Below are 23,530 nucleotides of genomic sequence, written 5' to 3'. Positions count from 1 at the left end.
GTAGGTATGGTGAGTTGGCGAGGCGTCAGACCGGTGAAGGCTAGGGGAGGGTGAGGGTCGCCAGGGCGCCGCCGTCCGGGTGGTTGGCGAAGGTGAGGGCGGCGCCGATGACGCGGGCGTGGCCGGTGGCGATGGTGAGGCCCAGGCCGTGGCCGCGGCCGCGTTCGGGGGCGTTGGTGCGGAAGCGCTGGGGGCCGTGCCGGAGCAGGTCGTCGGGGAAGCCGTGGCCGTGGTCGCGGACGGTGATGCGGCGGCCATCGACCCGCAGCAGGACGGGGCCGGCGCCGTGGCGGTGGGCGTTGAGCAGCAGGTTGCCGAGGATCCGGTCGAGGCGCCGCAGGTCGGTGCGGACCTCCTGGTCGGTGGTGACGTCGACGTCGACGTCCAGTGCGGTGAGGGTGACCGTGCGGCGCACCGCGCGTTCCAGCGGGACGGCGCACAGGTCGGGGGCCTCGGCGTCGGCGTCCAGGCGGGAGACCTCCAGCAGGTCCTCGACCAGGCCGCGCAGCGCCTGGACCCGGTTCCGCACGAGCTGGGTGGGGCGGCCGGGCGGCAGGAGTTCGGCGGCGGTGACCAGGCCGGTGAGCGGGGTGCGCAACTCGTGGGCGACGTCGGCGGTGAAGCGCTGCTCGTCCTCCAGCCGGCGGTGCAGGGTGCGGGACATCAGGTCGACGGCGGCGGCCAGGTCGGCCACCTCGTCGCGGCCGTCGACGAGTTCGCCGATCCGGGTGTCGGTGCCGCCGGCGGCGATGCCCCGGGCCGCGGTGGCCGCGGTGCGCAGCCGGCGGCTGATCCGGTCGGCGACCAGGACGCCGGCCAGCACGGTGGTGAAGACCGCGGCGACGACGGTGATCAGGATGATCCGGTCCAGGTCGGCGATGGCCCGGCGGTCCTGGGTGAAGTCGACCCGGACGGAGAGCACGCCGTCGCGGACCGGGGCGGCCGCCCACATCGACTCGCCCGGGCCGTCCGCCGCGAGCAGGGTGCCCCGGTGGCCGCCGGCGGCGAGGGCGCGCAGCCGGTCGGGCAGGGCCGGGTCGTCCACCGCGCTGCCCGGGCCGGCCGGGCCGTCGCCGCGGCCGTAGCCGGCGAGGGCCGAGTCGAGGGCGGTGAGCGAGGCGGTGCGGGCCTGGTCGACGTGCTGACGGATCATCGCCCGGTGGACCAGCAGGCCCACGGCCACCGCGACCAGGACGGAGATGGCGGCGACGGCGGTGGCGATCTGGCGGCGCAGGGTCATGCCGGGCGCCGCAGCTTGTAGCCGAACCCGCGGACGGTCTCGATCCGCTCGGCGCCGATCTTGGCGCGCAGCCGCTGCACGTGGACGTCGACGACGCGGGTGTCGGCGCCCCACTCGTAGTCCCAGACGCGTTCGAGCAGGGTGCTGCGCTCCAGCACGATGCCGGGCGCGGCGGTGAACTCCAGCAGCAGGCGCAGCTCGGTGGGGGTGAGCGGGACGAGGCGGCCGTGGACCCGGACCTCCATGCTGTCGGTGTCCACCTGGAGGCCGTCGAAGCTGCGCAGGGCGGCGGCGGGGGCTTGCGGGGTCCCGGCAGGCGCTTCGGTGGTGGGGGTGTCGGGGGCGGCGGGGGCGTCGGGGGCGGTGGGGACGACGCGGACACGGCGCAGCACCGTACGGATGCGGGCGACCAGGACGGCGCTCTCGAAGGGCTTGACCACGTAGTCGTCCGCGCCGGCCTCCAGGCCGGAGACCACGTCCACCGGGTCGGTGCGGGCCGACATCATCAGGATCGGCAGCTGGCTCTCCTCGCGGATCCGGCGGCAGAGGCCGACCCCGTCGAGCAGCGGCAGCATGACGTCCAGCAGGAGCAGGTCGGGGCGGACGGCGTGGAAGGCCTCCAGGCCCTCCAGGCCGTCGGCGGCCGTGGTGACGGGGAAGCCGTAGCGCTCCAGTGCCATCCGGGTGGCCTCGCGGATCACCTCGTCGTCCTCGACGAGGAGGATGTGCGGCTGGGCCGGGGCGGCGGAGGCGGCCGTGGGGTTGGCTGCGGGGTTGGCCGCGGAGGGGGCTGCGGGGGTCATCGCTTCGCTTCCGGGGACACGGCGGGGGCCGCCGGTTTGACGGGGGAGGGGGTGGCGGTGACGACCGCGCCGGGTGCCTTGGGGGTGGGGCGGACCGGCTGGGGCACGGCGCCGTACGGCGGGTCGCCGGCCGGTTCGGTGTGCGGGAGCAGGCCGATCCCGTCCACCTTCTGTTCCAGCGGGGCGAGGCTGGTGCCGTCCCAGTGGTAGTGGGTGCGGGTCTGGGTGGTGGTGCTGGTCGGCTCGCGCAGCCACAGGTCGGAGTCGACGGTCTCGGCGCTGAAGCCGCTCTGGACGCGCACCCGCAGGATGGGCAGGACGCGGTCCCCGGCGAGGGTGTAGACGTGCAGCACGACCGGTCCGGGGGTGACGACGGCGGTGACCAGCTCCGGCCGGCCGTCCCCGGTGAGGTCGCGGAACTCCGGCGCGCGGACCTCGCACCCGGCGCAGGAGTCGAGCGCGCGCTGTTCGTCCGCGGTGAGCGCCGGGTCCTTGGCGAGGAGGGTGCGGACGTCGACGGTGGTGAGGTCGTGCCCGGGGACGGTCAGGTCGGGGATCGGCTGCGGCGGCGCCTGCGGGGTGGCGGCGGCGGCCGCGACCGGCGGCGGGGCGGTGGCCAGGCCGGGCCAGAGCGGTTTGGCCACCGGCGGCGGGGTGGCGGCCTGGACGGGGCCGCCGTCGCGCAGGCCGCCGGGGGCCTCCCGGCCGAGGAGCAGGGCGGCGAGCGCGAGGAGGCCGGCCAGGGCGGCCGACACGGCCACCGGGACGGCGCCCGGCCGGCGGCGGGGGCGGGGTGCTGCTGCCACGGTCGGTGCTCGTCCTCCTGGTCGGCGGCGGTTCCTCGGTGCGGGGGCGTCCGTCTCGGTGGTAGGTCGTACGGGGAGCGGTCGGCGGTTCCGCCTCCGGAGGTTCCGCGTCCGGCGGTACGGCCCCGGTCAGGCCGGGTCCGCCAGGACGATGATGTTGTCCGTCCAGTGGCCGTCCGCGCCGATCCGCCCGCCGCAGGTGATCAGCCGCAGGGCGGGCGCGGGGGTGTCGCCGTAGACCTGCTCGGTGGGGAAGCGGTCCTTGGCGGCCTGGACCAGCCGGCTGACCTTGAAGTCCACGGTGCCGCCGTCCGCGCGCCGGACCCGGATCAGGTCGCCGGGCTTCAGCTTCGGCACGTTCCGGAAGACCGCCGGGCCGTGCACGGTGTCGTAGTGCCCGATCAGGACGGCCGGGCCGGTCTCACCGGGGGTGGGGCCGTTGCGGTACCAGCCGACCTCGTCGCCGTGGTCGGCCGCCGGCACCTCGACGGTCCCGTCCGGGTTCAGGCCGAGGCCGGTCACCGGCGCGTCCACCCCGGCGGCCGGGATCAGCAGCCGGGTCGGTGGCGAGGCGGCGACGGGCGGTGGCGCCGGGGTTTCCCGGACCGGCGGGGGCGGGGTGTCCGCGGCGCCGTGGCCGGAGGTCTCGATCCGCACCACCGGGCTCTCGCCCCGGCCGGCCAGGGCCAGCGAGGTGCCGAGCACCAGGCAGAGCAGGCCCGCCGTGCCGAAGGCCGTCCGGCGCAGGGGGCTCGGGGCGGGCCGGGCGGCGCGGCGCCGCCCGTGGCCGCGGCTGCGGCTGTGGCCGCGGCGTCTTCCGCCGGTCCCGGCCGGCGGGGCGGCCCCGGCGCCGCTTCCCCCGCCGGCCGGGTACGGGGGAAGGGCGCCGGGGTGCCCGGCGGGCTCGGGACCGGTGTCAGCCGCGCGCACCGGCCCGGCGGCGCAGGACGGCGAAGCCCAGCGCACCGGCGCCCACGGCGGCGACGGCGCCGCCGCCCGCCAGCATCAGGCCGGAGCTGTCGGAGCCGGCCCCGGAGCCGTCGCCGGCCCTCGCGGCGCCCTTCGGCACCTCACGGACCTGCGGCCGGTCGCCGCCCGGCGCCACCGGCGAGGGGACGGCGGTCTTCGGCGGCGAGACGGCCGGGGCGTTGCCCGTGCGGGCCGGGGCGGGCATGGCGGTGGGGGTGCCGGCCGGGGTGGGCGTGGCGGTGACGGGGGCGGCGGCGCCGGGGGCGGTCGCGACGGGCTTCGGGGCGCCGTCGGCCCAGGCCTGACCGGTGGTCGTCGTGGTCAGCAGGGCGGCGCCGGTCAGGGCGCAGACCGCCAGGACACGGCGGGCGGGGGAGCGGAAGGTGCGGCTCCTGCTCGTGCTCATGCGGTGGGTCTCCTCGTGGGTGCTGCGTCGGTCTCGGAAGGGCGGTTCGTGACGCGGTCGCGGACGTCCGTCGTCGGCGCCTGACGCGGTCGTTCGCGTCGCGGACGCCCTGCGGCCTCGGTACGGCCGGGGCGTCGACAGCGACGTTAGGAGGGCCGTGTCGCGGTCGGCGGCCGGTCGTGTCACGGCCGCCCATCGGCTGTGTAACGGCGCGCGGCGGGGGTGTTGCGGTGGGGCGTATTCCCGGGCGGGAAGCGCGAGTTGGTCGGCAGCGCGAGTTGGTCGGCAGGGCGAGTTGGGCCGGCGAGGGCCGCGCGGCCGCTACTCCTCGCCGCGGTCCCGGATCAGGGCGGCCAGGCCGTCCAGGACCCGGCCGAGGCCGAACTCGTAGGCGTGGGAAGGGCTGTACGCGCCGCCGTGGGCTGCGCCGGCGGCCGCGCCGACCCGGGCGGCGGTCGGGTAGCGCTCCGGGTCGAAGACCCGGGCGAGGAGTTCGGCGTTGCCCGCCCACCACTGCTCGTCGCTCATCGCGCTGTCCTGCCGGGCGGCCCGCTCGTCGGCGGCCATCCGGGCGCAGGTCTGGACGAAGCCCAGCAGGTGGGTCAGCGCGGCGTCCAGCTCGACGTCGTCCAGGCCGGTGCCGGCGAGGGCGCGCAGCTCGTACTCGTACTTGGCCATCAGCCCGGGGCCGAGCGGCGGGCGGCTGGTGGGGACGGCCGCCATCCAGGGGTGGGCGCGGTGGAGGGCGAGGTTGTCGTCGGCGACGGCGGTGGCCCGGGCGCGCCAGCCGTCGTCGGCGGGCGTGCTGCGCGGCATCCGGGCGTACACGGTGTCGAGCATCAGGTCGAGGAGTTCGGCCTTGCCGGGGACGTAGGTGTAGAGCGCCATCGGGGAGAGGCCGAGGGCCTGGGCGACGCGGCGCATGGTCACGGCCTCGACGCCCTCGGCGTCGGCGAGTTCGACGGCGGCGGTGGCGATCTCGGCCGGCGAGTGCGCCTGGCGGGGGCCGCGTCGGCCGGCGGCCGGGGCGGTCGGCACGCCCCAGAGCAGGGCGAGGGTGCGGGCCGGGTCTCCTGCTCCGCTCCGGTTCGTGGCCATGCCGGAATCCTGTCACAGCAATTCTCCGTACTATGTATAGTGTACGGCGTACGGAGAATTGCTGGCCTTGTCGCGGCCCATGCCGCCGAGAGGACTCGTCTTGAAGATCAACAGCTCTGCCGTCTCGCTCACCGTCGAGGACCCCGCCGCCTCCGCGGCCTTCCTCGTCGACCACTTCGGCTTCCGGGAGGAGATGGCCGCGGACGGCTTCGTCTCGCTCGGCCGCGAGGACGCCGGGATGAACGTCATCTACCTGCGCCGGGGCCTCGACGTCCTCCCCGAGGACTTCCGCGACCAGCGCGCGGCCGGCGTGCTGGTCGTCTTCACCGTCGACGACCTGGCCGGCGAGCAGGAGCGGCTGCGGTCGGAGGGCGTCGAGATCACCCTGCCGCTGCGCGAAGAGCCCTGGGGCGAGCGGCTGTTCCAGGTCGCCGACCCCAACGGCGTGGTGATCGAACTCGTCGAGTGGGTCACTCCGGCCGCGAACTGACCCGCGTCCGCCCGGGCCCCACCGGCAGGGCCCGGGCGGATGCGGCTTATCCGATTGCGCGGGGCGCTGGAAGCTGGCACGGTGTCAGCGCTTCGAGGGGCGAAGCGCTTTGACCGACCGGGGGCTGCCATGGGCAGGTTGGTGACGCCGGGCGACCTCGCCGCGTACGACCGGCCGCCCTACTGGCAGCCGCCGGAGCCGCGGCGGACGCCGCGGGAGTGGGCGCTCGACGTGCTGCTGCCCTGGCGGCTGGCGAGCCGGATCTACGGGCCCTACCGGATGATGCGGATGTCGGCCTCCGGGGTCGCGGCGGTGGCGGGCGCGGAACTGCTGGATCCGCTGCTGCAGCCGCTGGCCACCCAGCTGGTGGCGCAGACGCTCGACCCGCTGGTGGAACGGCTGATGTGGGCCCGGGCGCTGTTCGGCCTCGGCGTGATCCTGCTGGTGGTGCGCCTGGCGAACGGGACCTCCGCCGACGAGCTGTTCAAGGACTCGTTCGGGGACAGCATCGTGCTGCTGGTCACCGGGCCGATCGCGCTGCTGCTCGCCTGCGTGTCGCTGGTGCTGCTGGCCCGGGCCGGGACGAGGCGGCGGGTGGGGCGCCTGGTGGCCCGGCCGCTGTTCACCGGCGTGGTCACCTTCGCGGGCTTCCTGCTGATGGCGGAGTCCAACCCCGGTGCGTACATCGGTAACTCGGCCGGGCTGCGGCTGCTCATGGCGACCTGGGTGCCGGCGTTCACCCTCCCCACGGTGTACCTGATCCACCGCAACTCCTTCGCGGTGCGGGGGCACCCGCTGGTGCGGCCGCTGGTCGCGGTGCTGCTGGTCTGGCTCACCCTGATCGGGCACGTCACCCTGGTCGACACCAAGGGCGCCACGACGAGCGGCGCGGGGGCCCTGGCCGGGCTGCTGGTCGGCCCGGTCGGGGTGACGGTGACCGCGCTGATCGAACTGGTACGGCTGCGCCGCCGCCACCGGGTCGGCTTCCGCGGCCCCCTGCCGCCGCTGCCCGGGCGTGCCCCGCGGGGGACACGCCCGGGGGTGTGACCGGTCTCAGCGATCCTCCCGGCCCGGCGTGTGCGCGTGGGCGGAGGCCGCCGCCCGCGCGGCCTCCTCGGCGATCCGGGCGGCGGCCCGGGCGGCCTCCCCGCTCGTGTGCCAGTCCTGGACGCGCCGGGCGGTGGCGGGGTCGGGGGGAAGGACGCCGAGCTGTCCGAACAGGCCGAGGTCGTCGCGGACCGCCTCGTGCCGGACGACCTTGCCGTCCCGCAGGCGCAGGATGTGGACCTGCTCGGTGTCGATCCCGACCCCGGTGGGCGGGATCGCCTGGTCGAGCTCGCCGTCGCGGTAGCGGACGAAGGGGCCGGTGTGCCGGCCCCGCATGTGCATCCGGATCCACACCTGGTCGCCGTCGTGGGCCAGGTCGGTGACGGGGAAGCTCAGGTCGGCGAAGGCGGCGCGCAGCCACGCGCCCGAGGCCAGTACGCCGGCCGGCCCGGGGATCGAGCAGGCGGCGGGGGAGACGGCCGCCTGACGGTTGGTGAAGTCCGGGTGCACGACCGCCGCGGCCAGCGCTGCGTCTCCGGTCGCCAGGACGGTGAAGAGCCCGCGGGCCGCGTCCTCGGGTGACATTCCCATCGGTTCGGTTCCTCCTGTGCGTGGGGCGGGGCGCCGCCCTGACCGATATTCAGGTTACAGGGAACCTATTGAATAGGTCTGACATTCCCCCGACTAGGCTGACCCCATGCCGACCCCCAAGCGCACGTACGTCTCGCCCCGGCGGGAGGAAGCCGCCGCCCAGACACGTGAGCGGATCCTCCGGTCGGCGACCCGGCTGTTCGCCGAACGCGGCTACGGGCGGGTGACCGTCGCGGACATCGCGGCCGAGGCGGGCGTCTCCTCGAAGGCCGTCTTCGCGAGCGCCGGCAGCAAGAGCGACATCCTCAACGAGATCGTCGACACGGCCGTACGGGCCTCCGGCAGCGAGTGGACGATGCGCGCCGTACTCGCCGAGCGGGACCACGAAGCGGCGCTCAGGGCGCTGGCCCACGGCACCCGGGTCGGGAACGAGAGCATGTTCACCGTCCACGAGGCCGTCCACAAGGCGCTGCCGTCCCACGAGGACGGCGAGGCCCTGTGGCAGCGCGCCACCGCCGACTACCGCGCCGCCCTGCGCACCGCCGCGCACCACCTGCACGCGCTGGCGAAGCCGGCCGGCCCGGAGGAGGAGACGGCGGACCTCCTCTGGTTCTGGTTCGGCCCCGGCGGCTGGCGCACCCTGGTCGCCGAGAACGGCTGGCCCTGGGACCGGGCCGAGGCCTTCCTCCTCCGTACGGCCCTCGCCACCCTGCGGACGCCGTGATCCGCCGATCCGCAACCTTTTCCGCGCGCGCTGTCACATCGCCGCGTCGGGATCCGTCGATCCGGTGACGGACACCGACCGACGAAGAGGGACACCACGTTGAACGCCCGCATCACCACCACCGCCCGCATGAAGAACCCGGCGCTCGTCCTGCCGGACGCCATGAAGGGCATCCAGACCATCTACAAGGCCATGTACCAGGGCGGCGTCGCCCCGCAGATCCTGGAGCTGGTCCACCTGCGCGCCAGCCAGATCAACGGCTGCAGCGCCTGCGTGTTCGCCGGCGTCGAGGGCGCGAAGAAGCACGGCGTGGCCGACGAGCAGCTGCACGCGCTGGTCGCCTGGCGCGAGGCCCCGTTCTTCACGGACGAGGAGCGCGCCGCGCTCGCCCTCACCGAGGCCGCCACCCGGATCGCGGACCGCTCCGGCAAGGCCGTCCCGGACGAGGTCTGGGACGCGGCCGCCGACCACTTCAGTGAGGAGCAGCTCTCCGCGATCATCCTGATGATCAGCCTGACCAACTTCTTCAACCGGATCAACACCACCATCGAGGAGCCGGCCGGCGCCAGCTGGAACTGAGCCGGACCCGATCGGGGGCTTGTCGGCGGGGGCGCCTAGGGTGCCGGGCAAGATCACCGGCAGCTCCGTGCCGGGGGCGTGCGGCGCGAGGCATGGGGGTTTGCTGGTGGCTTGGTGGAGCAGGAAGCCGGAGGACGAGCGGGCGCGGTGGGAGCTCGACCCGCTGGTGGGCGTCGGGCCGCTGCGGTTCGGGATGAGTCCGGAGCAGGTCCAGGCAGCCCTGGACGGCGCCATCGCCTACGTGTCGCAGGGGACGGAAGACCGCCTGGCCTGGCAGACGTTCCACGAGGTCGAGGTGACCGCGATCTACGGCCCGGGGCCGCGGCTGGCCGCGGTGGCGCTCGACGGGCGGTCCGGCCCGCTGGTGCGGCTGCGGGGCGTCGAGCTGATCGACCGGGCGCCGTCCGAGGTGCGGGCGGACCTCCTCGAACTCGCCGGTCGGGAAGGGGCGTCGGTCCGGGTCAACCGGAGCGGGGACCCGGAGGCGGCGGCCTGGGGCCTGTCCATGGGCGCCAGGCCGGGATGGGCGCTGTCGCCCGAGGGGTACGCGGAGCGGACGGACCGGATGGTCACGGACGCGCTGTGCGCCGGCCCCGAGCTCGCCGAGGACCCGTACGGGACCGAGCCGGTCAGGCAGTGGTGCAAGGTCCGGGAGGAGCGGGGCGCCCACTCCGGGGAGTGGCCGGTGCGGGCCGAGGGGGACCGGCCGCGGTGGGGCTGCACGCCGCTGGAGGGCGTCGGCCCGCTGCGGTTCGGGATGAACCCGCGCGAGGTCGCGGCCGCCCTGGGCGGCGAACCGCCGGCCGAGCGCCGGGGGTGGTTCACCTGGGAGGGGTACGGGGCCGAGCAGTGGGAGCTGGAGCAGGACCGCTTCGACGAGGCCGGGGTGACGGCCCACTACTGGTACCGGGACGGCTTCCCCACGCTGGCGGCCGTGACCGTGGACGGGCGCACCGGCCCCCGGGTCGAGTTCGAGGGCATCCCGCTGATCGGCAGGCCGGTCACCGAGGTCGACGCGGCCGTCAACCGGTACGTCGAGGACAGCGGCATCGGCCTGCGCGTCGGCTGCGCCGGGGACCTGGGGCCGGACGGGACCAACATCTTCGTCCGGGCCGACCGCGCCGGGGACGCCGTGATCAGCGGGGCCCGCTTCTGCGCGGAGGACTGGGAGGACCACGGCTGATTCCGCCCTGCGCAGGAAGTCGGCGGGGCCGACTTCCTGCGCAGGGCGGAGCCGGCCGCGCCGGCATCGGCCCGGCGCGCGGTAACCTGCCGGACAGCGACGGGCGAGGAGGGCCGGCAGCATGCCGATCTGCGCGGAGTGCCGCACTGCCGAGGCGGCCATCGAGGACCTGGACGTCGAGCCGACCCGGCCGTGGTGCGGGGGATGTGCGACCACCTTGGTGAGCGCGGGTGATCCCGTGCTCAACTACCGTGCCCTGACGGGTGATGCTGCCGATTACTCGCGGGCCCTGTCCCGGCGCAGCACCGCGGTTCTCCCGTTCGGGTGAATGGCATGGCCAAGCGACCCCGCCCGGTGATCCGGGCGGGGTCGCGGGGGTTCAGGGGCGGTGGGTGGAGATGGTGATGGGGTGGGCGGTCCAGCTGGTCATGCTGCCGATGTAGAGGGTGATGCTCCAGCTGCCGTGTCGGGCGAGGCAGTTGGCGACGCCCTCGCCGCCCGCCGGGCCGATGCAGAGGCGGATCAGGTCGCGGTGGGCCTCGCGGACGGGCAGGTCGCGGACGTTCTCCCAGAGGACGGGGAGGGCGTGGTCGAGGCTGGGGAACAGCGTGGGCGCCATGAGGCCGGAGATCCCGGCGAGGACGGCGCTCACGCGGCGGCCAGCTCGGGGGAGATGTGGCACCAGACGAACTTGCCGATGCCGTGCGGCCGGGGGGAGCAGCCCCAGTGGGTGGCGAGCTCGTGGACGAGGAGCAGCCCTCGGCCGGCCTCGTCGGAGTCCGAGGTGTTGCGGAGGGTTGGCTTTTCGGAGTCGGCGTCGTGGACCTCGATCCGGAGGGTGTCGGGGTCGGGGGAGAGCCGGTAGCGGACGAGGATCAGCCGGTCGAGCGGGGTGCGGGCGTGCCGGATCGCGTTGGTGACGAGCTCGCTGACCAGCAACTCGCCGGTGGGGAGGAGGACTTCACCGGAGGGGTGCGGGAGGAGGAAGGAACGCAGTTCCTGCCGGGCGGCACGGGGCGACGTGCGGCAGCGCGGCAACCAGCAGGAGCGCTCGGCGGGGTTGGGGACGGGGCAGGGCGAGTCGGTTTCAGGCATGGCGGGGCCACCTCCGGTGAGTGTGGGCGAGAGCACTGAAGAAGGCATGGGAATGCCCGGGCGATGGGCCGCCATGATCACTCTGTGGTGAGTAGGCGACTACATTTAGTAGCTTGCATCCGCTCGTGTTCCATTCGCAACTGAGACTTTGGAACTCGTTCCAAGATTCGGATGCGGCGGTACGCTGGTGACGATCCAGGCATGAAAGGGCGTCAAATGAGCGATGTGCGACCGACTGTGCGCCGTCGAAGGCTGGCTGCCGCGCTGGTCAAGCTGCGAGACGAGGCGGGGAAGACTCCCGAGGAGGCGGCTCAGCGGATCGGTTGTCACCGGACCAAAATCAGCCGGATCGAGAACGCCAGATTGGGAATCTCGCTTGGCGAGCTGCGGGATCTGCTGACCTTCTACGGCGTTGATGATCAGGCGTACGTCGATGACATGGTGGCTATGGCTCGGCGCGGTCGAGAGCCGGGCTGGGTGCAGCGTGCGAGCTTGGCCAGGCCGTCGTACTCGGACTTCATCGGCTATGAGGAGACGGCTGACTACATTCGGTCGTTCCAGAACGTGCTGGTGGCAGGCCTACTGCAGACTCCGGACTATGCCCGAGCTGTGCTCCAGGCGCGACCGTCCACGCTGAGCAAGGACGAGGTGGAGACCCTTGTGACTGCTCGGATCGCGCGGCAGGAGGTGTTGAACCGTGCCGACCCGCCGCGTGTCTGCGTGATCGAAGGGGAAGCGGCGCTGCGAGTCCAGGTGGGTGGAGTGAAGGTCATGAGTCAGCAGCTCGACCGGCTCTTGGCGATGGCGGAGCGGCCCAACATCGAACTGCAGATACTGCCGGATCGGGCCGGAGCTCATGCGGGGCTCATGGGGTCGTTCGTACTGTTCAGCTTTCCCGTGTCGACATACTCGGACGTCGTGTGTGTCGAACATCGAACGGGGACGCTTTACATGGAGACGCCAGCGGAGACCGAGGACTACACGCTGATCTTCGATTCGCTTCGCTCGATCGCCTTGAGCCCGGCTGACAGTCTCGACATGATCGCTCGGGTGCGGCAGGAGCTGTACCACTAAGCAGTAGGGAGGTAAGCATGTTGGTGTGGCGTAAGAGCAGTTACAGCGGGCAGGGCGGCGATTGCGTTGAGGTGGCCGATGACGTGATCGGCCTTGTCCCGGTTCGTGACTCGAAGGATCCGGACGGGCCGGCTCTGGTCTTCCCCGTTGAGGCGTGGTCGTCCTTCGTTGCTGGGGTCAAGGGTGGGGAGTTCCCTACCTCCTGAACCAACAGAGGTGCCCCGCACGGGCTGTGGCCGTGCGGGGCACCTCTATGTCGTCTTCTTAGAAGTCGTCGTCGAAGGAGACCGAGCCCTCGACCGCCACCTGGTACGCGGACACCCGGCGCTCGAAGAAGTTGGTCAGCTCCTGGACGTTCTGGAGCTCCATGAAGCCGAACGGGTTCGTCGAGCCGTACCGGATCGGCATGCCGAGCCGCGCGAGGCGCTGGTCGGCAACAGCCTCCAGGTACTGGCGCATCGACTCGGTGTTCATGCCGGTCAGACCGTCGCCGCAGAGGTCCTGGGCGAACTGGAGCTCGGCCGCGACGGCCTCCTCCAGCATCTCGGTGACCTGCTTGGCCATCTCGTCGTCGAAGAGGTCGGGCTCCTCCTCGCGGACCGTATCCACGACCGAGAACGCGAAGTCCATGTGCATGGACTCGTCGCGGAACACCCAGTTGGTGCCGGTCGCGAGACCGTGCAGCAGGCCCCGGCTCCGGAACCAGTACACGTACGCGAACGCGCCGTAGAAGAACAGGCCCTCAACACACGCCGCGAAGCAGATCAGGTTGAGCAGGAACGCCCGCCGATCCTCCTTCGTCTGCAGCGACTCGATGTGGTCGACCGCGTTCATGTACTTGAAGCAGAACTGGGCCTTCTGGTGGATGGAGGGGATGTTCTCCACCGCGGCGAAGGCCGCGTTGCGGTCCTCCGGGTCCGGAAGGTAGGTGTCGAGCAGCGTCAGGTAGAACTGGACGTGCACGGCCTCCTCGAACAGCTGCCGGCTCAGGTACAGCCGCGCCTCCGGGGAGTTGATGTGCTTGTAGAGGCTCAGCACCACGTTGTTCGCGACGATCGAGTCACCGGTCGCGAAGAACGCTACCAGCCGCCCGATGAGGTGGCGCTCGCCCTCGCTGAGCTTCGCCAGGTCGGCAACATCCGAGTGCAGGTCCACCTCCTCCACGGTCCAGGTGTTCTTGATCGCGTCCCGGTACCGGTCGTAGAACGACGGGTAGCGCATCGGGCGCAGTGTCAGCTCGAAGCCGGGGTCGAGCAGCATCTTGCGGTCGTCGGCAGTCATTACTGGCAGGCCTCGCAGGACTCGGGGTTCTCCAGGGAGCAGGCGATGGCGTCCTGCTCGGCCTGGGTCATGGTGGGGGTCGGCAGCGGCGCGGCCGTACGCGCGGCACCGGACGCGGCCTGGGCGATGCGGGTAGCCGGGCGCGAGCGCAGGTAGTAGGTGGTCTTGAGACCGACCTTCCACGCGTACGCGTACATCGAGCTGAGCTTGCCGATGGTCGGCGCCGCCATGAACAGGTTCAGCGACTGGCTCTGGTCCAGGTACGGCATGCGGGCCGCGGCCAGGTCGATGAGGGCGCGCTGCGGCAGCTCCCAGGCCGTGCGGTACAGCGACCGCACCTCCTCCGGCAGCCAGTTGAACTCCTGCACGGAGCCGTTGGCGTCGCGCAGCGCGTCGCGGGTCTGCTGGTCCCAGACGCCGAGCTCCTTGAGCTCGCGCACCAGGTACGGGTTGACCTGCAGGAACTCGCCGCTGAGCGTCTCGCGCTTGAACAGGTTGGACACCTGCGGCTCGATGCACTCGTACACGCCGGCGATCGAGGCGATCGTCGCGGTCGGCGCGATCGCCAGCAGCAGCGAGTTGCGCAGGCCGGTCTCGGCGATCCGCGCCCGCAGCGCCGTCCAGCGCGAGGCCCACTGCGGGGCGGCGCTCGGGAAGTGGTCGATGTGCAGCTCACCGCGCGCGGCGCGGGTCTCGCCGTACGCCTCGTGGCGGCCCAGCTGTTCGGCCAGGTCGGCGGAGCGCTCGTACGCGGTGAGCATGATGCGCTCGGCGATCAGCGTGGACAGCTGCTTCGCCTCGGCCGAGTCGAAGTCGATCCGCAGCTTGAAGAAGACGTCCTGCAGGCCCATCACGCCCAGGCCCACCGGCCGCCAGCGCGAGTTGGAGGTGCCCGCTTCGACGGTCGGGTAGAAGTTGATGTCCACCACGCGGTCGAGGAAGGTCACGGCCGTACGCACGGTGGCGTCCAGGCGCTCCCAGTCCATGGCGTTGATCAGGTCGTCGGCGCGGGCGTCGAGGGCCACGTGCGCACCGAGGTTGACCGACCCCAGGTTGCAGACGGCGGTCTCGGAGTCGTCCGTGACCTCCAGGATCTCGGTGCACAGGTTGGACGAGTGCACCGTGCGGCCCGGCAGCGCGGTCTGGTTGGCGGCCCGGTTGGAGGCGTCCTTGAAGGTCATCCAGCCGTTGCCGGTCTGGGCCAGGGTGCGCATCATGCGGGCGTACAGGGTCTGCGCCGGGATGGTGCGGACGGCCTTGCCGGCCAGCTCGGCCTTGCGGTAGGCCTCGTCGAAGTCGGCGCCCCACAGGTCGACCAGCTCGGGGACGTCGGCCGGGGAGAACAGCGACCAGTCCTCGTTGGCGTTCACGCGGCGCATGAACTCGTCCGGGATCCAGTGCGCCAGGTTGAGGTTGTGGGTGCGGCGGGCTTCCTCGCCGGTGTTGTCGCGGAGCTCCAGGAACTCCTCGATGTCGGCGTGCCAGGTCTCCAGGTAGACGCAGGCCGCGCCCTTGCGCCGGCCGCCCTGGTTGACGGCGGCGACGGAGGAGTCGAGGGTGCGCAGGAACGGCACGATGCCGTTGGACTTGCCGTTGGTGCCGCGGATGAGGCTGCCGCGCGAGCGGATGCGCGAGTAGGACAGGCCGATGCCGCCGGCGTGCTTGGACAGGCGGGCGATCTGCGCGTAGCGGTTGTAGATCGAGTCCAGGTTGTCCAGCGGGGAGTCGAGCAGGTAGCAGCTGCTCATCTGCGGGTGCCGGGTGCCGGAGTTGAAGAGCGTCGGCGAGGAGGTCAGGTACTCCAGGCGGCTCATCAGGCCGTACAGCTCGGCGACCTCGCGCACGGACTGCTCGGTGTCGCCGACCGCCAGGCCGCAGGCGACGCGGAGCAGGAAGTGCTGCGGGGTCTCGATGACCTTGCGGGTGATCGGGTGGCGCAGCAGGTAGCGGGACTGGACGGTGCGCAGGCCGAAGTACTCGAAGCGGTCGTCGCCGTGGGCGTCGATCAGGGCGTCGAGGGCGGCGGCGTGCTTGGCGACGAAGTCGGCGGTGGTGTCGCCGATCAGGCCCTCGGCGTGGCCGACCGCGATGGAGGCGGAGAAGGACACCGAGCCCTGGCTGTTGGCCTCGTCGACGATCTCCAGGGCGAGCAGGCGGGCGGCCAGCTTCGAGTACTGGGGGTCCTCGGCGATCATCGACGCGGCGGCGTCGACGGCCAGGCCGCGCAGCTCGGCGAAGTCCGAGCCGGCGTGGCGCCCGCGCAGTGCGGCGGCGGCGACGTGGCCGGGGTCGACCTCGGTGAGGTCGGCGCTGCGGTCGGTGAGCAGCCGCAGCAGGGCACCGCCGGGGTCGGTGACCGTCTGGTCGGTGAAGGCGGTACCGGTTCCCTGGGCGGGCAGGGTGGCTGAGGCAGCGGTGGTCAAGGCGCTCTCTCCTGGCGGCGATCGGCGGCGTGATCGGGTGGCGCCGGACCGTTCGGGGCAGGGGAGCACGGCGCGAACGCGGGCGGCGTCGCGCGACGGTGTCTCCCCGGCCCGCCCGCGAGGCCCGGAAAGGTGGTGCTGGTGCTCGCGCGGCCCCTGCGGGAGGGCCGTGGCGCACGCCGCCGGCAGGTACTCGGACTTGCGGGCCCGGCTCGTGTGAGCGCCCGCACACCGCTGCGGGGCAGTCCCGGAATCGCACCGGGTTCCCCTGCGTCGACAGCAGGGACGAGCATACATGTAGTGCTGCTGGCTTGCGGCGGCACCATATGTTGTGCCTGTCGTGTCGCGGGTGCGGGCGGGCGAGGCGGTCCGTCAGTGTCTGAGATAGACCTTGTACGTACCCGAATCGCCGGTCGGCGAGGTGAATTGGGCGATCAGCCGGTAGTGCCCGCTGGTGTCCAGGGCGGCGCTCAGGGCCCGGTCGGTGGGCCCTGGCGCGGTGCTGTCGAGGACGACCATGGTGAACCAGCCGTCCCGGATCGCGGCCACGCTGCCGTCGTCGCCGTGGTGCTGTGCTCCGGCGGCGTCGCGGTAGTCCGTTCCGGCGCGGGCGGAGACCCACTGCTCGGGTCTGCTGACGCTGCCCAGGTAGTACTCGGCGAGCCCGTCGACCTCGGTGAGGTAGCGGCCGTCCGGCGTCGCGTGCACCCGCAGGACGGTCAGCAGGCGGCCGGAGTCGGGCCCGTTCTGGTAGCGCAGCGCGGACTGCTCCATGCCGAGGGCGAGCACGGCGACCCATACCAGGATGCCCAGCTGGGGGTGGCGGAAGTGGGCGCCGACCAGTCGGGTCAGGCCGACCCCGGCGAGCGGGGCGGCGAGCAGCATGCCGTAGCCGAGGTGGCGGAAGAGCGCCCCGGAGGTACCCGTCCACAGGTGGGCGGCGGGGACCAGCAGGGCGGTGGCGGTCAGGGTGGTGCCGAGCAGGGCGCGTTGGGCGCGGGAGGTGGGGGTGGCGTCCCGGTCCGGCGCGTCGTGCTCGTTCATCTGCTCGCGGCGCGCGTAGGCGATCGTGCCGGCCACCGCGAGGACGGTGAACAGGCCGCCCCACTGGACGGTGCCGAGCAGGATGGAGCCGGCCGAGCCGGGCGCGTGGCCGTGGGCGGGGGAGAATCCGGCGGCCTTGCCGAGCGTGCCGTACGGCAGCAGCAGGACGGCGGTGCCGGCGGCCAGCAGCAGGGCGCGCAGGGCGGCCGGGCCGATCGGCCGGTGCGGCCAGGCGGTGGCCAGGGCCAGCACGACGAGGGCGGGTATCGCGAAGACCGCCGAGTAGGCGACGGCGCAGGCCAGGGCGGCGGCCGGGGCGGCGAGCAGGACCAGGGCCGGATGGCGGCGGGCGGTGAACATCGTTGCCCAGGCCGCGAGGGCGACCAGCAGGACGGCGAGCGACTCGGGGGCGGCGTAGAAGCCGACCACGACGGTGGACTGCAGGACGGCGTAGACGGCGATGGCGCAGATCGCGACGCGCTCGTTGAACAGCCGCCGGGTCAGGGAGAACAGCAGCACCGTGGTGAGGAGCCCGAAGCCGAGGCTGAGCAGCCGGGCGCCCCAGATGCCGTTGGCGTCGGCGGCGGCGCCGGCCAGCGGCGGGTAGAGCCAGGGCGAGCCGGGGATCCGGTCGACGAGGTCGGTGGTGACCGGGGTGCCGTGCAGCAGGTGGGCGAGCTGCTGACGGCCGGCGACCATGGCGGCGGCCTCGTCGGGGTGCGCGGCGGCGAGCAGCCGCAGCGAGAGCGCGGCCTGGATGGCGAGGACGGCGCCGAGCAGGGCGCGGGCGATCCAGCGGCGGCGGGGGCTGGAGGCCGGGTCCCAGCCGATCGCGGGGACCTGCGGGATGGTGTACGGGGCCAGCTCGATGCCGTCCGGGTTGGCCACGGCGGTGCGTGGCTGCGGCCGCGCGCCGGTGCGGCTGGGCGGGACGGAGGTCTCGGGGTCTGTGCTCATCAGGGGTTCCGGATGTCGAAGCCGTAGCGGGGGTCGGACGCGTGCTGCTTGAAGGCGGCGAGGCTGTCCGGGACGGCCTCGATCCGCCAGTCCGCCCGCTTGACGAGGTTGAACCAGACGAAGCCGACGACGTCGTCGTGCGCCTCCAGCCCGGAGAACAGCTGGTCGATGTCCGCGCGTTGGCGTTTGCCCTGCTCGGAGGCGGTCTCGCTGATGAAGAAGGGCTTCCGGCTGAAGGTGCGGATCTCGGCCATCGTCGGCCCGTACAGGGTCTCGAAGGTCTTGGGGCCGTACTTGGTGAAGTAGCCGGTCATGCCGTCCCAGTCGACGTAGGCGTCGCCGGGGTAGTACGGCGCGAGGCGGGTGTTGGGAGCGGGGTCGGTGATGTTGGGGCTCCAGACCCAGATCACGTTGGTCGCGCCGGCCTGGTCGAAGATGTCGTGGACGTGGCGCCAGGCGGCGACGAAGTCCTCGGGGCTGGCGGCCTGGCGGCCCCAGGGGTACCAGTCGCCGTTCATCTCGTGGGCGATGCTGATGGCGATCGGCAGGTTGAACCTGGCCACCGCCTTGGCCACGTTCCGCACGTAGTCGTCGGTCTCGCCGGCGCCGATCGAGGCCAGCGAGCGGTCGTGCGGCTCCCAGGCCATGAACGGCAGCGCCCCGGCGTCGTGGATCCGGCGTGCGCCCGCGGTGTCGAAACCGCCCTTCCAATAGGCGTAGAACTCCAGGATGTTGGGCTGCTTGCCGATCGCGGCGCTGTACGGCGCGAGCGCGTCCAGGTTGGCGGGGACGTCGGGCAGGGCGGCGCCGAGGTACTTGTGGGCCGGCTTGAGCAGTGGCGTGACGTCGTACGGGACGCCGGTCGGCAGCGTCCTGGGCCTGGCGGGCGCCGACGCGGCCGGGGTCGCGCCGTGGCCGGCCGTCGTGGGAGCGGGCTGGGCCGCGAGGTCGTCCTGCAGCGCGAAGCCCGGGTCCTCGGGCCCGCAGGCCGTGAGGAGCAGCAGCCCGGCGGTCAGCAGCGGGAGCGCCAGCCGGCGACGGAGCCGGCCGCTCCGCCGGGGGTGGGCAGTCATGGTGATCACACTGCTTCCGTGGGGCGCGGCTGGACCAGGACCCGGCCGACGATGGTGGCGTAGAAGAGGCCGGAGGCGAGCACGAGGGCGAAGTTGAGCGGGCCCATGGTGAGCATCCGCCAGATGCTGGCGCCGACCCAGAGCAGGGCGGTGCCGCCGCCCCAGACGATGACGCCGATCCAGAACCGGCGGGTCCGGTTCTTCTTGGCGCCGCTGGAGCCCGTTGGCTGCCAGGCCATCCGGTTGCGGCGCAGGATGTCCCAGATCGCGAAGACGTGCGCCCAGCCGTACATCATGCGGGCGGCCCAGGCCTCCAGCCGGTACGGGTTGCGGTGCCAGAGCGGGAAGACGATCGTCGCGTAGATCAGGCCCGGCAGCACGAGCGCGGTGTTCTGCCAGCGGATCAGGTCGGGCCGGGCGAGCAGCAGGACGATGGGGATGAGCGGCGAGACGACGGTGAACAGCGCCGTGTGGATGTAGTAGAAGAACCCGGACAGGTAGCAGGCGCGGGTGACGGGCCGCAGCTTGGTCTGCCAGAACTTCTTGCTGCCGAGCAGGCTCATCGAGCCGGTGCACCAGCGGTACTGCTGGTTGAAGAAGCCGCCGACGTTGTCGGGGCAGACCCCAGTGGCCAGGGCGACGGGTATGTACTGCAGGTCCCAGCCGAGGCGGCGCAGGTCGAAGCCGGTGTGCACGTCCTCGGAGTGGCCGATCAGCGTGGTGCCGCCGTTCTGCTCCAGCGCGGCGCGCCGGTATATCGCGCAGCTGCCGACGCAGATGGCGCCGTCGTTGCTCTGCCGGGAGACCTGGACGGTCCGGTAGAAGAGCTCCTGGACGGCGCCGGCGCCGCGTTCGATCCAGTTCTGCGAGTCCAGGATGCGGAAGAACTGCGGGGACTGGACGATGCCGAGGCGGGGGTTGGTCTCCAGGTAGGGGAGCATCTCGTTCAGCAGGTCCGGTCGCGGCGCGAAGTCGGCGTCCAGGATGAGGATGTAGTCGCTGTCGGAGTTGCGGAAGCCGAACTGCAGGTTGCCCGCCTTCTTGAACCAGCCGAGCTTGTCGCGGGTGCCGTAGACGAACTCGAAGTCGACGGCCATCTGCGCGAGTTGCGGGCTGTTGCTGTCGTCCAGGACGTACGGGGTGACCTCGCCCGGGTACTGGTCGCGCAGCCGGGCGACGTGGGTCCAGGTGTTGTGCAGCACCTCGATCGGCTCGCCGGCGACGGGCAGGAAGATGTCGACGGTGGGGTAGCGCTCGGGCTGCCAGGACTTGACCAGGGCGCGGTGCGCGGTGAGGTCGAAGGTCCGGTTGACGCCGTGCACCCACCGGGAGATCAGGTAGTAGACGATGGTGAAGGCGAGCGGCGGGACGAACACGAGGAACCACGGCGTCGCGCTCAGCAGGCCGATCTCGCTGGTCACCATGCAGGCGAAGCTGATGAGGGAGAAGCAGGTCAGCACCCACAGGTTGGTGCGGGCGTACAGGTACTTCTCGGTGTTGTCCGGCGGCTGCGGCAGCAGTCCCCAGCGGTTGCGGGCACCCGGGTCGCGGCGGTTGCGGCGGCGTGAGACGGGCGGCTGGCCGCTGTCCGCGAGTCGCGTGCTCTCGGTGACGGTCACGTGCTCTACTCCCCCGGAACCGTGTGCGGTCTGATCCGTCCCCGCCGACGGCCGTTGCCGGTCGGGTCTCGGGGGACGCCAGGATCGTACGGGACCGATTGCGGTGAGTTCTCTTCGCCCTCGCTCACCGGCCATCGGCCACCGCTGCCGGCCCCGGGCCGGAACCGCTGCCGGGCTCCGGTCGTGATGTGAACGGAGATGCGGGCGGAGCGCTTGTGTACGGTTGGCCGCCCAGCGGGCGAGGACGGTTCGGGGAAGAGTGATGATCATCGAGGACGGCACGGCCGGGCGCGCGGTGCGAGGTCTGCGGGCGGCGGCCGCGTTCGGCGCCGTCGCCGTGCTGCTGGCCGGGTGCAGCGGCGAGGTCGGGGCGGCGGAGCAGCCGCCGGCCACCACGGCGTCGGCGTCGGGGCCGGGCCTGTGCTCGACCGCGCAGGAGCCCTTCCCCAAGCTGGCGCTGGACGGCGGGTCGAAGATCCTCGAACCGAACCCGTGGAACACCGCGGGCACGGTCTGCGTGGACCCGGTCGGGGAGACCGGATTCACGGTGTCCGGGATCCGCGACTTCGTCCCGAAGAACCCGCTCGCCCCTGGCGCCTACCCCAACGTGTCCACCGCCCCGGGGGCGAGCGGACTGCCCGTCCCGGTCAGCGCGCTGGGCGACGCGACCGCCGACTGGGACGCCAACGGCCGGGTGAACGGCTCCTTCAACCTCTCCTTCGACCTCTGGTACGGCTCCAGCCCGGACAACTGCCTGCCGGGGGACAGCGCCGAGCTGATGGTCTGGCTGGACGCCACCGACAGCGTCCGCCCGGCCGGGGACAAGGTGGCCGACTCCCAGCCGTTCGGGGACGCGAGCTACCACGTCTACCAGGCGCCGATCACCGGCCCGCACAGCGTGATCAGCTACGTGCGCACGGCGCCGACCCACACCACCCGGGGCCTGAACCTGCGGCTGTTCACCGCCGACGCGATGGCGCGCGGGTACGTCCCCAAGAACTCCTACCTGTGCCGGGTGCAGGCGGGCTTCGAGGTGTGGAGCGGCGGCACCGGCCTGCGCAGCGAGTCCTTCGCCTTCCACAACCGGGTCGGACTGCCGGCCGGCGAGGTTCCGGCGGGCACGCCCGGGATCTGCCTGCGGCACGGCGGCGGCGGGCTCTCCGGAACGCCGGTGACCGTCGGCCTCTGCGGCGACCCGGGGGTGTCGACCGGCTGGACGGTGGGCAACGACGGTTCGCTGCGCGGGGGAGCGGCCTGCCTGGCGCCGGCGGAGCGCGGCTCGGTGACGCTGGCCGACTGCACCGGCGGCCCCGCGCAGCGCTGGACGCCCAGCGCCGGGGGACGGCTGCGGAACGCGGACTCGGGGCTGTGCCTGGGCACCGCGAGCGGGCTGCCGGCGGACGGAACGGCGGCGGCTCTGCGGCCGTGCGCGGACTCGGTCTCGCAGAGCTGGAAGCTGCCGTACAACGGGGTCGCCTGAGCCGGCACCGGACGGAGTCACGCGGTACGGCGCCGCGCGGTGGGCGGACCACCGGATCGACGTTTCGTCCGCGCACCCCCCATGGGCGTGCCCGGGCCGATGCCCTAGCATTCCGGCCATGAGCGATCGACCGGTACCGAGCGGCGAACCGGGGCAGCCCGTGACGCCGCCGCAGCAGGCACCGGCCGGGGGGACCGCTCCGGCCGCCGGTGTGCCACCGCAGTCCCCGAGCGGCGCCTTCGGACCCGCCTCCGGCTACGGGCCGCCGCCCGGCGTGCCTGCGCAGCAGCCCCAGCAGATGACGCCGCATCCGACCGCGCAGCCGGTGCCGCCGGTGCCGCAGCCGGGCGGTCCCGGCCCGGTGGTGACCGGGCCGGTGGCGCCGCAGCAGGCGCAGCCTGTCCAGCCGCCCGCGCCCCAACCGGTTCCACAGCCGGTCGCGCAGGCCTTCCCGCCCGCGGCGCAGCCCGTCCAGCCGGCAGCGCCGCAGCCCGTCCCGCAGGCCTTCCCGCCGGTGGCGCAGCCGGTCCAGCCGGCCCAGCCCGCACCGCAGTGGCAGCAGCAGGGCGGCTTCCCGCCGCCCGCCTCCTCGGCCGAGACACCGGACTGGGAGGCGCTGGCGGAGCAGAACGAGAAGTCCGCCAAGCGCGGCCGCCGCCTCAAGCTGATCGGCGCGGTGACCGCCGTCGTGGTGGTGGCCGCGGTCGGTGCCGGCTTCTGGTTCTACCGGCACGGCAAGGACGACACGACTGCGAATCAGACCTCGGCGAGCCCGACGGCTCCCGGCCCGTCCTCCACGCCACCCGCACCGCCGGTCAAGGGCATCGACAGCCCGCCGACCGTCGGCACCCTGCCCGCCAAGACCGGTCAGGCCGCGCTGAACCTGGGCGCCGACGCCAAGCCGGGGACGATGGCCGGCTTCTCCGGACAGGTCCTCAAACTGCCCAGCGGCCAGGACTCCTTCGCCTCGACCTCCAGCCCGGTCGTCGACGTGAGCAAGAGCTTCACCGTCTCCGCGCGGGTGCTGGTCGACCTGCCCAACGGCAACCGCAGCGCGATCAGCCAGGGCGACGGCCAGTACTACGCGTACTCGCTGGGCCGGGCGAACAACAACGGGCACGACCAGTGGTACTTCAAGGTCCAGGTGCCCGGCGGCGGTTCGGCGATCGCCTGGTCCAAGGGCGACGCGACGGTCAACCAGTGGGTGCTGCTGACCGGCGTGTACGACGACCCGTCCGGCCAGCTCACCCTGTACGTCAACGGCGTTCCCCAGTCCTCGGCCAAGTCGGCCGGGGTGCAGCCGAGCGGCACCAACGCGCTGCAGATCGGGCGGCTGAGCTCCAACTCAGTGTGGGCCGACCCCTGGCACGGCGCGGTCGCCGACATCCAGGTGTGGAACCAGACACTGCCTGAGGCCGACATCGTCAAGATCGCGGCCGGTCCGAGCTCGCCGCCGTCCGTCCCGCCGGCGGGTGCCTGGCTCACCGGCTGAGCAGTCGCAGGCCGTCCTGCACGTCCGGCCGTCGCCCCGAAATCGTGGGGCGGCGG

Annotated in this window: 23 protein-coding genes and 1 riboswitch; of the genes, 9 read left to right on the top strand and 14 right to left on the bottom strand. The window is 72.9% G+C overall.

Annotated features, from left to right (window positions below; translation table 11 throughout):
• Positions 1–40: 40 nt before the first annotated feature.
• From AB2U05_RS11920 to AB2U05_RS11895, 6 genes are all read right to left on the bottom strand, one after another.
• Entirely contained in the window at positions 41–1,240 is a 1,200-nt protein-coding gene (locus AB2U05_RS11920; RefSeq protein ID WP_369183185.1) for a sensor histidine kinase, read from the bottom strand.
• Positions 1,237–2,043 (bottom strand): two-component system response regulator CseB, encoded by an 807-nt coding sequence (cseB, locus tag AB2U05_RS11915; RefSeq protein WP_369183184.1) that lies wholly within the window; start codon positions 2,041–2,043, stop codon positions 1,237–1,239. Before cseB ends, AB2U05_RS11920 begins: the two co-directional genes overlap by 4 nt.
• On the bottom strand, positions 2,040–2,849 hold the full coding sequence (locus tag AB2U05_RS11910; protein ID WP_157882167.1) for a hypothetical protein: 810 nt from the start codon (positions 2,847–2,849) through the stop codon (positions 2,040–2,042). The genes cseB and AB2U05_RS11910 overlap by 4 nt, the downstream gene beginning before the upstream one ends.
• 129 nt (positions 2,850–2,978) lie before the next feature.
• A complete protein-coding gene (locus tag AB2U05_RS11905; RefSeq protein WP_244178897.1) occupies positions 2,979–3,779 on the bottom strand; it encodes a class F sortase in 801 nt (266 codons plus the stop codon).
• Positions 3,766–4,224: a hypothetical protein gene (locus AB2U05_RS11900; RefSeq protein ID WP_052706692.1), complete on the bottom strand. Its 459-nt coding sequence runs from the start codon at positions 4,222–4,224 to the stop codon at positions 3,766–3,768. Before AB2U05_RS11900 ends, AB2U05_RS11905 begins: the two co-directional genes overlap by 14 nt.
• Before the next feature lie 321 nt (positions 4,225–4,545).
• Positions 4,546–5,322 carry a TetR/AcrR family transcriptional regulator gene (locus tag AB2U05_RS11895; protein ID WP_045699822.1) on the bottom strand — a complete coding sequence of 259 codons (777 nt, stop codon included), beginning with the start codon at positions 5,320–5,322 and terminating at the stop codon, positions 4,546–4,548.
• A gap of 100 nt (positions 5,323–5,422) precedes the next feature.
• On the opposite strand from AB2U05_RS11895, the gene AB2U05_RS11890 reads away from it, so the two are divergent.
• Together AB2U05_RS11890 and AB2U05_RS11885 are read left to right on the top strand one after the other, a co-directional pair.
• On the top strand, positions 5,423–5,812 hold the full coding sequence (locus tag AB2U05_RS11890; protein ID WP_045699824.1) for a VOC family protein: 390 nt from the start codon (positions 5,423–5,425) through the stop codon (positions 5,810–5,812).
• A gap of 129 nt (positions 5,813–5,941) precedes the next feature.
• Positions 5,942–6,859, top strand: coding sequence for a hypothetical protein (locus AB2U05_RS11885; RefSeq protein ID WP_369183183.1), 918 nt, complete (start codon positions 5,942–5,944; stop codon positions 6,857–6,859).
• A gap of 6 nt (positions 6,860–6,865) precedes the next feature.
• Here the strand turns inward: AB2U05_RS11885 and AB2U05_RS11880 are convergent, their stop codons facing one another.
• Positions 6,866–7,450 carry an ester cyclase gene (locus AB2U05_RS11880; protein WP_369183182.1) on the bottom strand — a complete coding sequence of 195 codons (585 nt, stop codon included), beginning with the start codon at positions 7,448–7,450 and terminating at the stop codon, positions 6,866–6,868.
• A gap of 106 nt (positions 7,451–7,556) precedes the next feature.
• Here AB2U05_RS11880 and AB2U05_RS11875 point away from each other — a divergent pair, with 106 nt between their 5' ends.
• The 3 genes from AB2U05_RS11875 to AB2U05_RS11865 all read left to right on the top strand — a co-directional run bounded on the left by AB2U05_RS11875 (position 7,557) and on the right by AB2U05_RS11865 (position 9,936).
• Positions 7,557–8,174: a TetR/AcrR family transcriptional regulator gene (locus AB2U05_RS11875; RefSeq protein WP_369183181.1), complete on the top strand. Its 618-nt coding sequence runs from the start codon at positions 7,557–7,559 to the stop codon at positions 8,172–8,174.
• A 129-nt stretch (positions 8,175–8,303) separates the two neighbouring features.
• Positions 8,304–8,753, top strand: coding sequence for a carboxymuconolactone decarboxylase family protein (locus AB2U05_RS11870; RefSeq protein ID WP_369185940.1), 450 nt, complete (start codon positions 8,304–8,306; stop codon positions 8,751–8,753).
• A gap of 106 nt (positions 8,754–8,859) precedes the next feature.
• Positions 8,860–9,936, top strand: a complete 1,077-nt coding sequence (locus tag AB2U05_RS11865) for a hypothetical protein (protein WP_369183180.1) — start codon at positions 8,860–8,862, stop codon at positions 9,934–9,936.
• Between the two features lie 379 nt (positions 9,937–10,315).
• On the opposite strand, the gene AB2U05_RS11860 is transcribed toward AB2U05_RS11865, so the two are convergent.
• Complete coding sequence (locus AB2U05_RS11860) at positions 10,316–10,588, bottom strand: hypothetical protein (RefSeq protein ID WP_045699835.1); 273 nt, start codon at positions 10,586–10,588, stop codon at positions 10,316–10,318.
• Positions 10,585–11,031: an ATP-binding protein gene (locus AB2U05_RS11855; RefSeq protein WP_369183179.1), complete on the bottom strand. Its 447-nt coding sequence runs from the start codon at positions 11,029–11,031 to the stop codon at positions 10,585–10,587. The genes AB2U05_RS11860 and AB2U05_RS11855 overlap by 4 nt, the downstream gene beginning before the upstream one ends.
• 216 nt (positions 11,032–11,247) lie before the next feature.
• Here AB2U05_RS11855 and AB2U05_RS11850 point away from each other — a divergent pair, with 216 nt between their 5' ends.
• Both AB2U05_RS11850 and AB2U05_RS11845 read left to right on the top strand, forming a co-directional pair.
• Positions 11,248–12,105, top strand: a complete 858-nt coding sequence (locus tag AB2U05_RS11850; RefSeq protein ID WP_369183178.1) for a helix-turn-helix transcriptional regulator — start codon at positions 11,248–11,250, stop codon at positions 12,103–12,105.
• A gap of 17 nt (positions 12,106–12,122) precedes the next feature.
• Entirely contained in the window at positions 12,123–12,311 is a 189-nt protein-coding gene (locus tag AB2U05_RS11845) for a DUF397 domain-containing protein (RefSeq protein ID WP_369183177.1), read from the top strand.
• A 58-nt stretch (positions 12,312–12,369) separates the two neighbouring features.
• Here AB2U05_RS11845 and AB2U05_RS11840 read toward each other — a convergent pair whose 3' ends face one another.
• From AB2U05_RS11840 to AB2U05_RS11820, 5 genes are all read right to left on the bottom strand, one after another.
• Positions 12,370–13,386 (bottom strand): ribonucleotide-diphosphate reductase subunit beta, encoded by a 1,017-nt coding sequence (locus AB2U05_RS11840; RefSeq protein ID WP_045699842.1) that lies wholly within the window; start codon positions 13,384–13,386, stop codon positions 12,370–12,372.
• Complete coding sequence (locus AB2U05_RS11835) at positions 13,386–15,785, bottom strand: ribonucleoside-diphosphate reductase subunit alpha (RefSeq protein ID WP_045699917.1); 2,400 nt, start codon at positions 15,783–15,785, stop codon at positions 13,386–13,388. The genes AB2U05_RS11840 and AB2U05_RS11835 overlap by 1 nt, the downstream gene beginning before the upstream one ends.
• 190 nt (positions 15,786–15,975) lie before the next feature.
• Positions 15,976–16,109: riboswitch (cobalamin riboswitch) on the bottom strand.
• 72 nt (positions 16,110–16,181) lie between these two features.
• Complete coding sequence (locus AB2U05_RS11830) at positions 16,182–17,810, bottom strand: glycosyltransferase family 39 protein (RefSeq protein WP_369183176.1); 1,629 nt, start codon at positions 17,808–17,810, stop codon at positions 16,182–16,184.
• The gene (locus tag AB2U05_RS11825) at positions 17,810–18,883 is read right to left on the bottom strand and encodes a glycoside hydrolase family 26 protein (protein WP_369183175.1); all 1,074 of its coding nucleotides are present in this window, start codon (positions 18,881–18,883) and stop codon (positions 17,810–17,812) included. The genes AB2U05_RS11830 and AB2U05_RS11825 overlap by 1 nt, the downstream gene beginning before the upstream one ends.
• 5 nt (positions 18,884–18,888) lie before the next feature.
• On the bottom strand, positions 18,889–20,307 hold the full coding sequence (locus tag AB2U05_RS11820) for a glycosyltransferase family 2 protein (RefSeq protein ID WP_369185939.1): 1,419 nt from the start codon (positions 20,305–20,307) through the stop codon (positions 18,889–18,891).
• A gap of 457 nt (positions 20,308–20,764) precedes the next feature.
• On the opposite strand from AB2U05_RS11820, the gene AB2U05_RS11815 reads away from it, so the two are divergent.
• Together AB2U05_RS11815 and AB2U05_RS11810 are read left to right on the top strand one after the other, a co-directional pair.
• Positions 20,765–21,982, top strand: a complete 1,218-nt coding sequence (locus AB2U05_RS11815; protein ID WP_369183174.1) for a ricin-type beta-trefoil lectin domain protein — start codon at positions 20,765–20,767, stop codon at positions 21,980–21,982.
• A gap of 118 nt (positions 21,983–22,100) precedes the next feature.
• Positions 22,101–23,474 (top strand): LamG-like jellyroll fold domain-containing protein, encoded by a 1,374-nt coding sequence (locus tag AB2U05_RS11810; protein ID WP_369183173.1) that lies wholly within the window; start codon positions 22,101–22,103, stop codon positions 23,472–23,474.
• Positions 23,475–23,530: the final 56 nt, after the last annotated feature.

This window comes from Streptomyces sp. Y1 (genome assembly GCF_041053115.1).
Classification (GTDB): domain Bacteria; phylum Actinomycetota; class Actinomycetes; order Streptomycetales; family Streptomycetaceae; genus Kitasatospora; species Kitasatospora rubellomurina.
The sequence above is the reverse complement of the archived record's forward strand: the minus strand, read 5'-3'. Positions and strand labels throughout refer to the sequence as shown.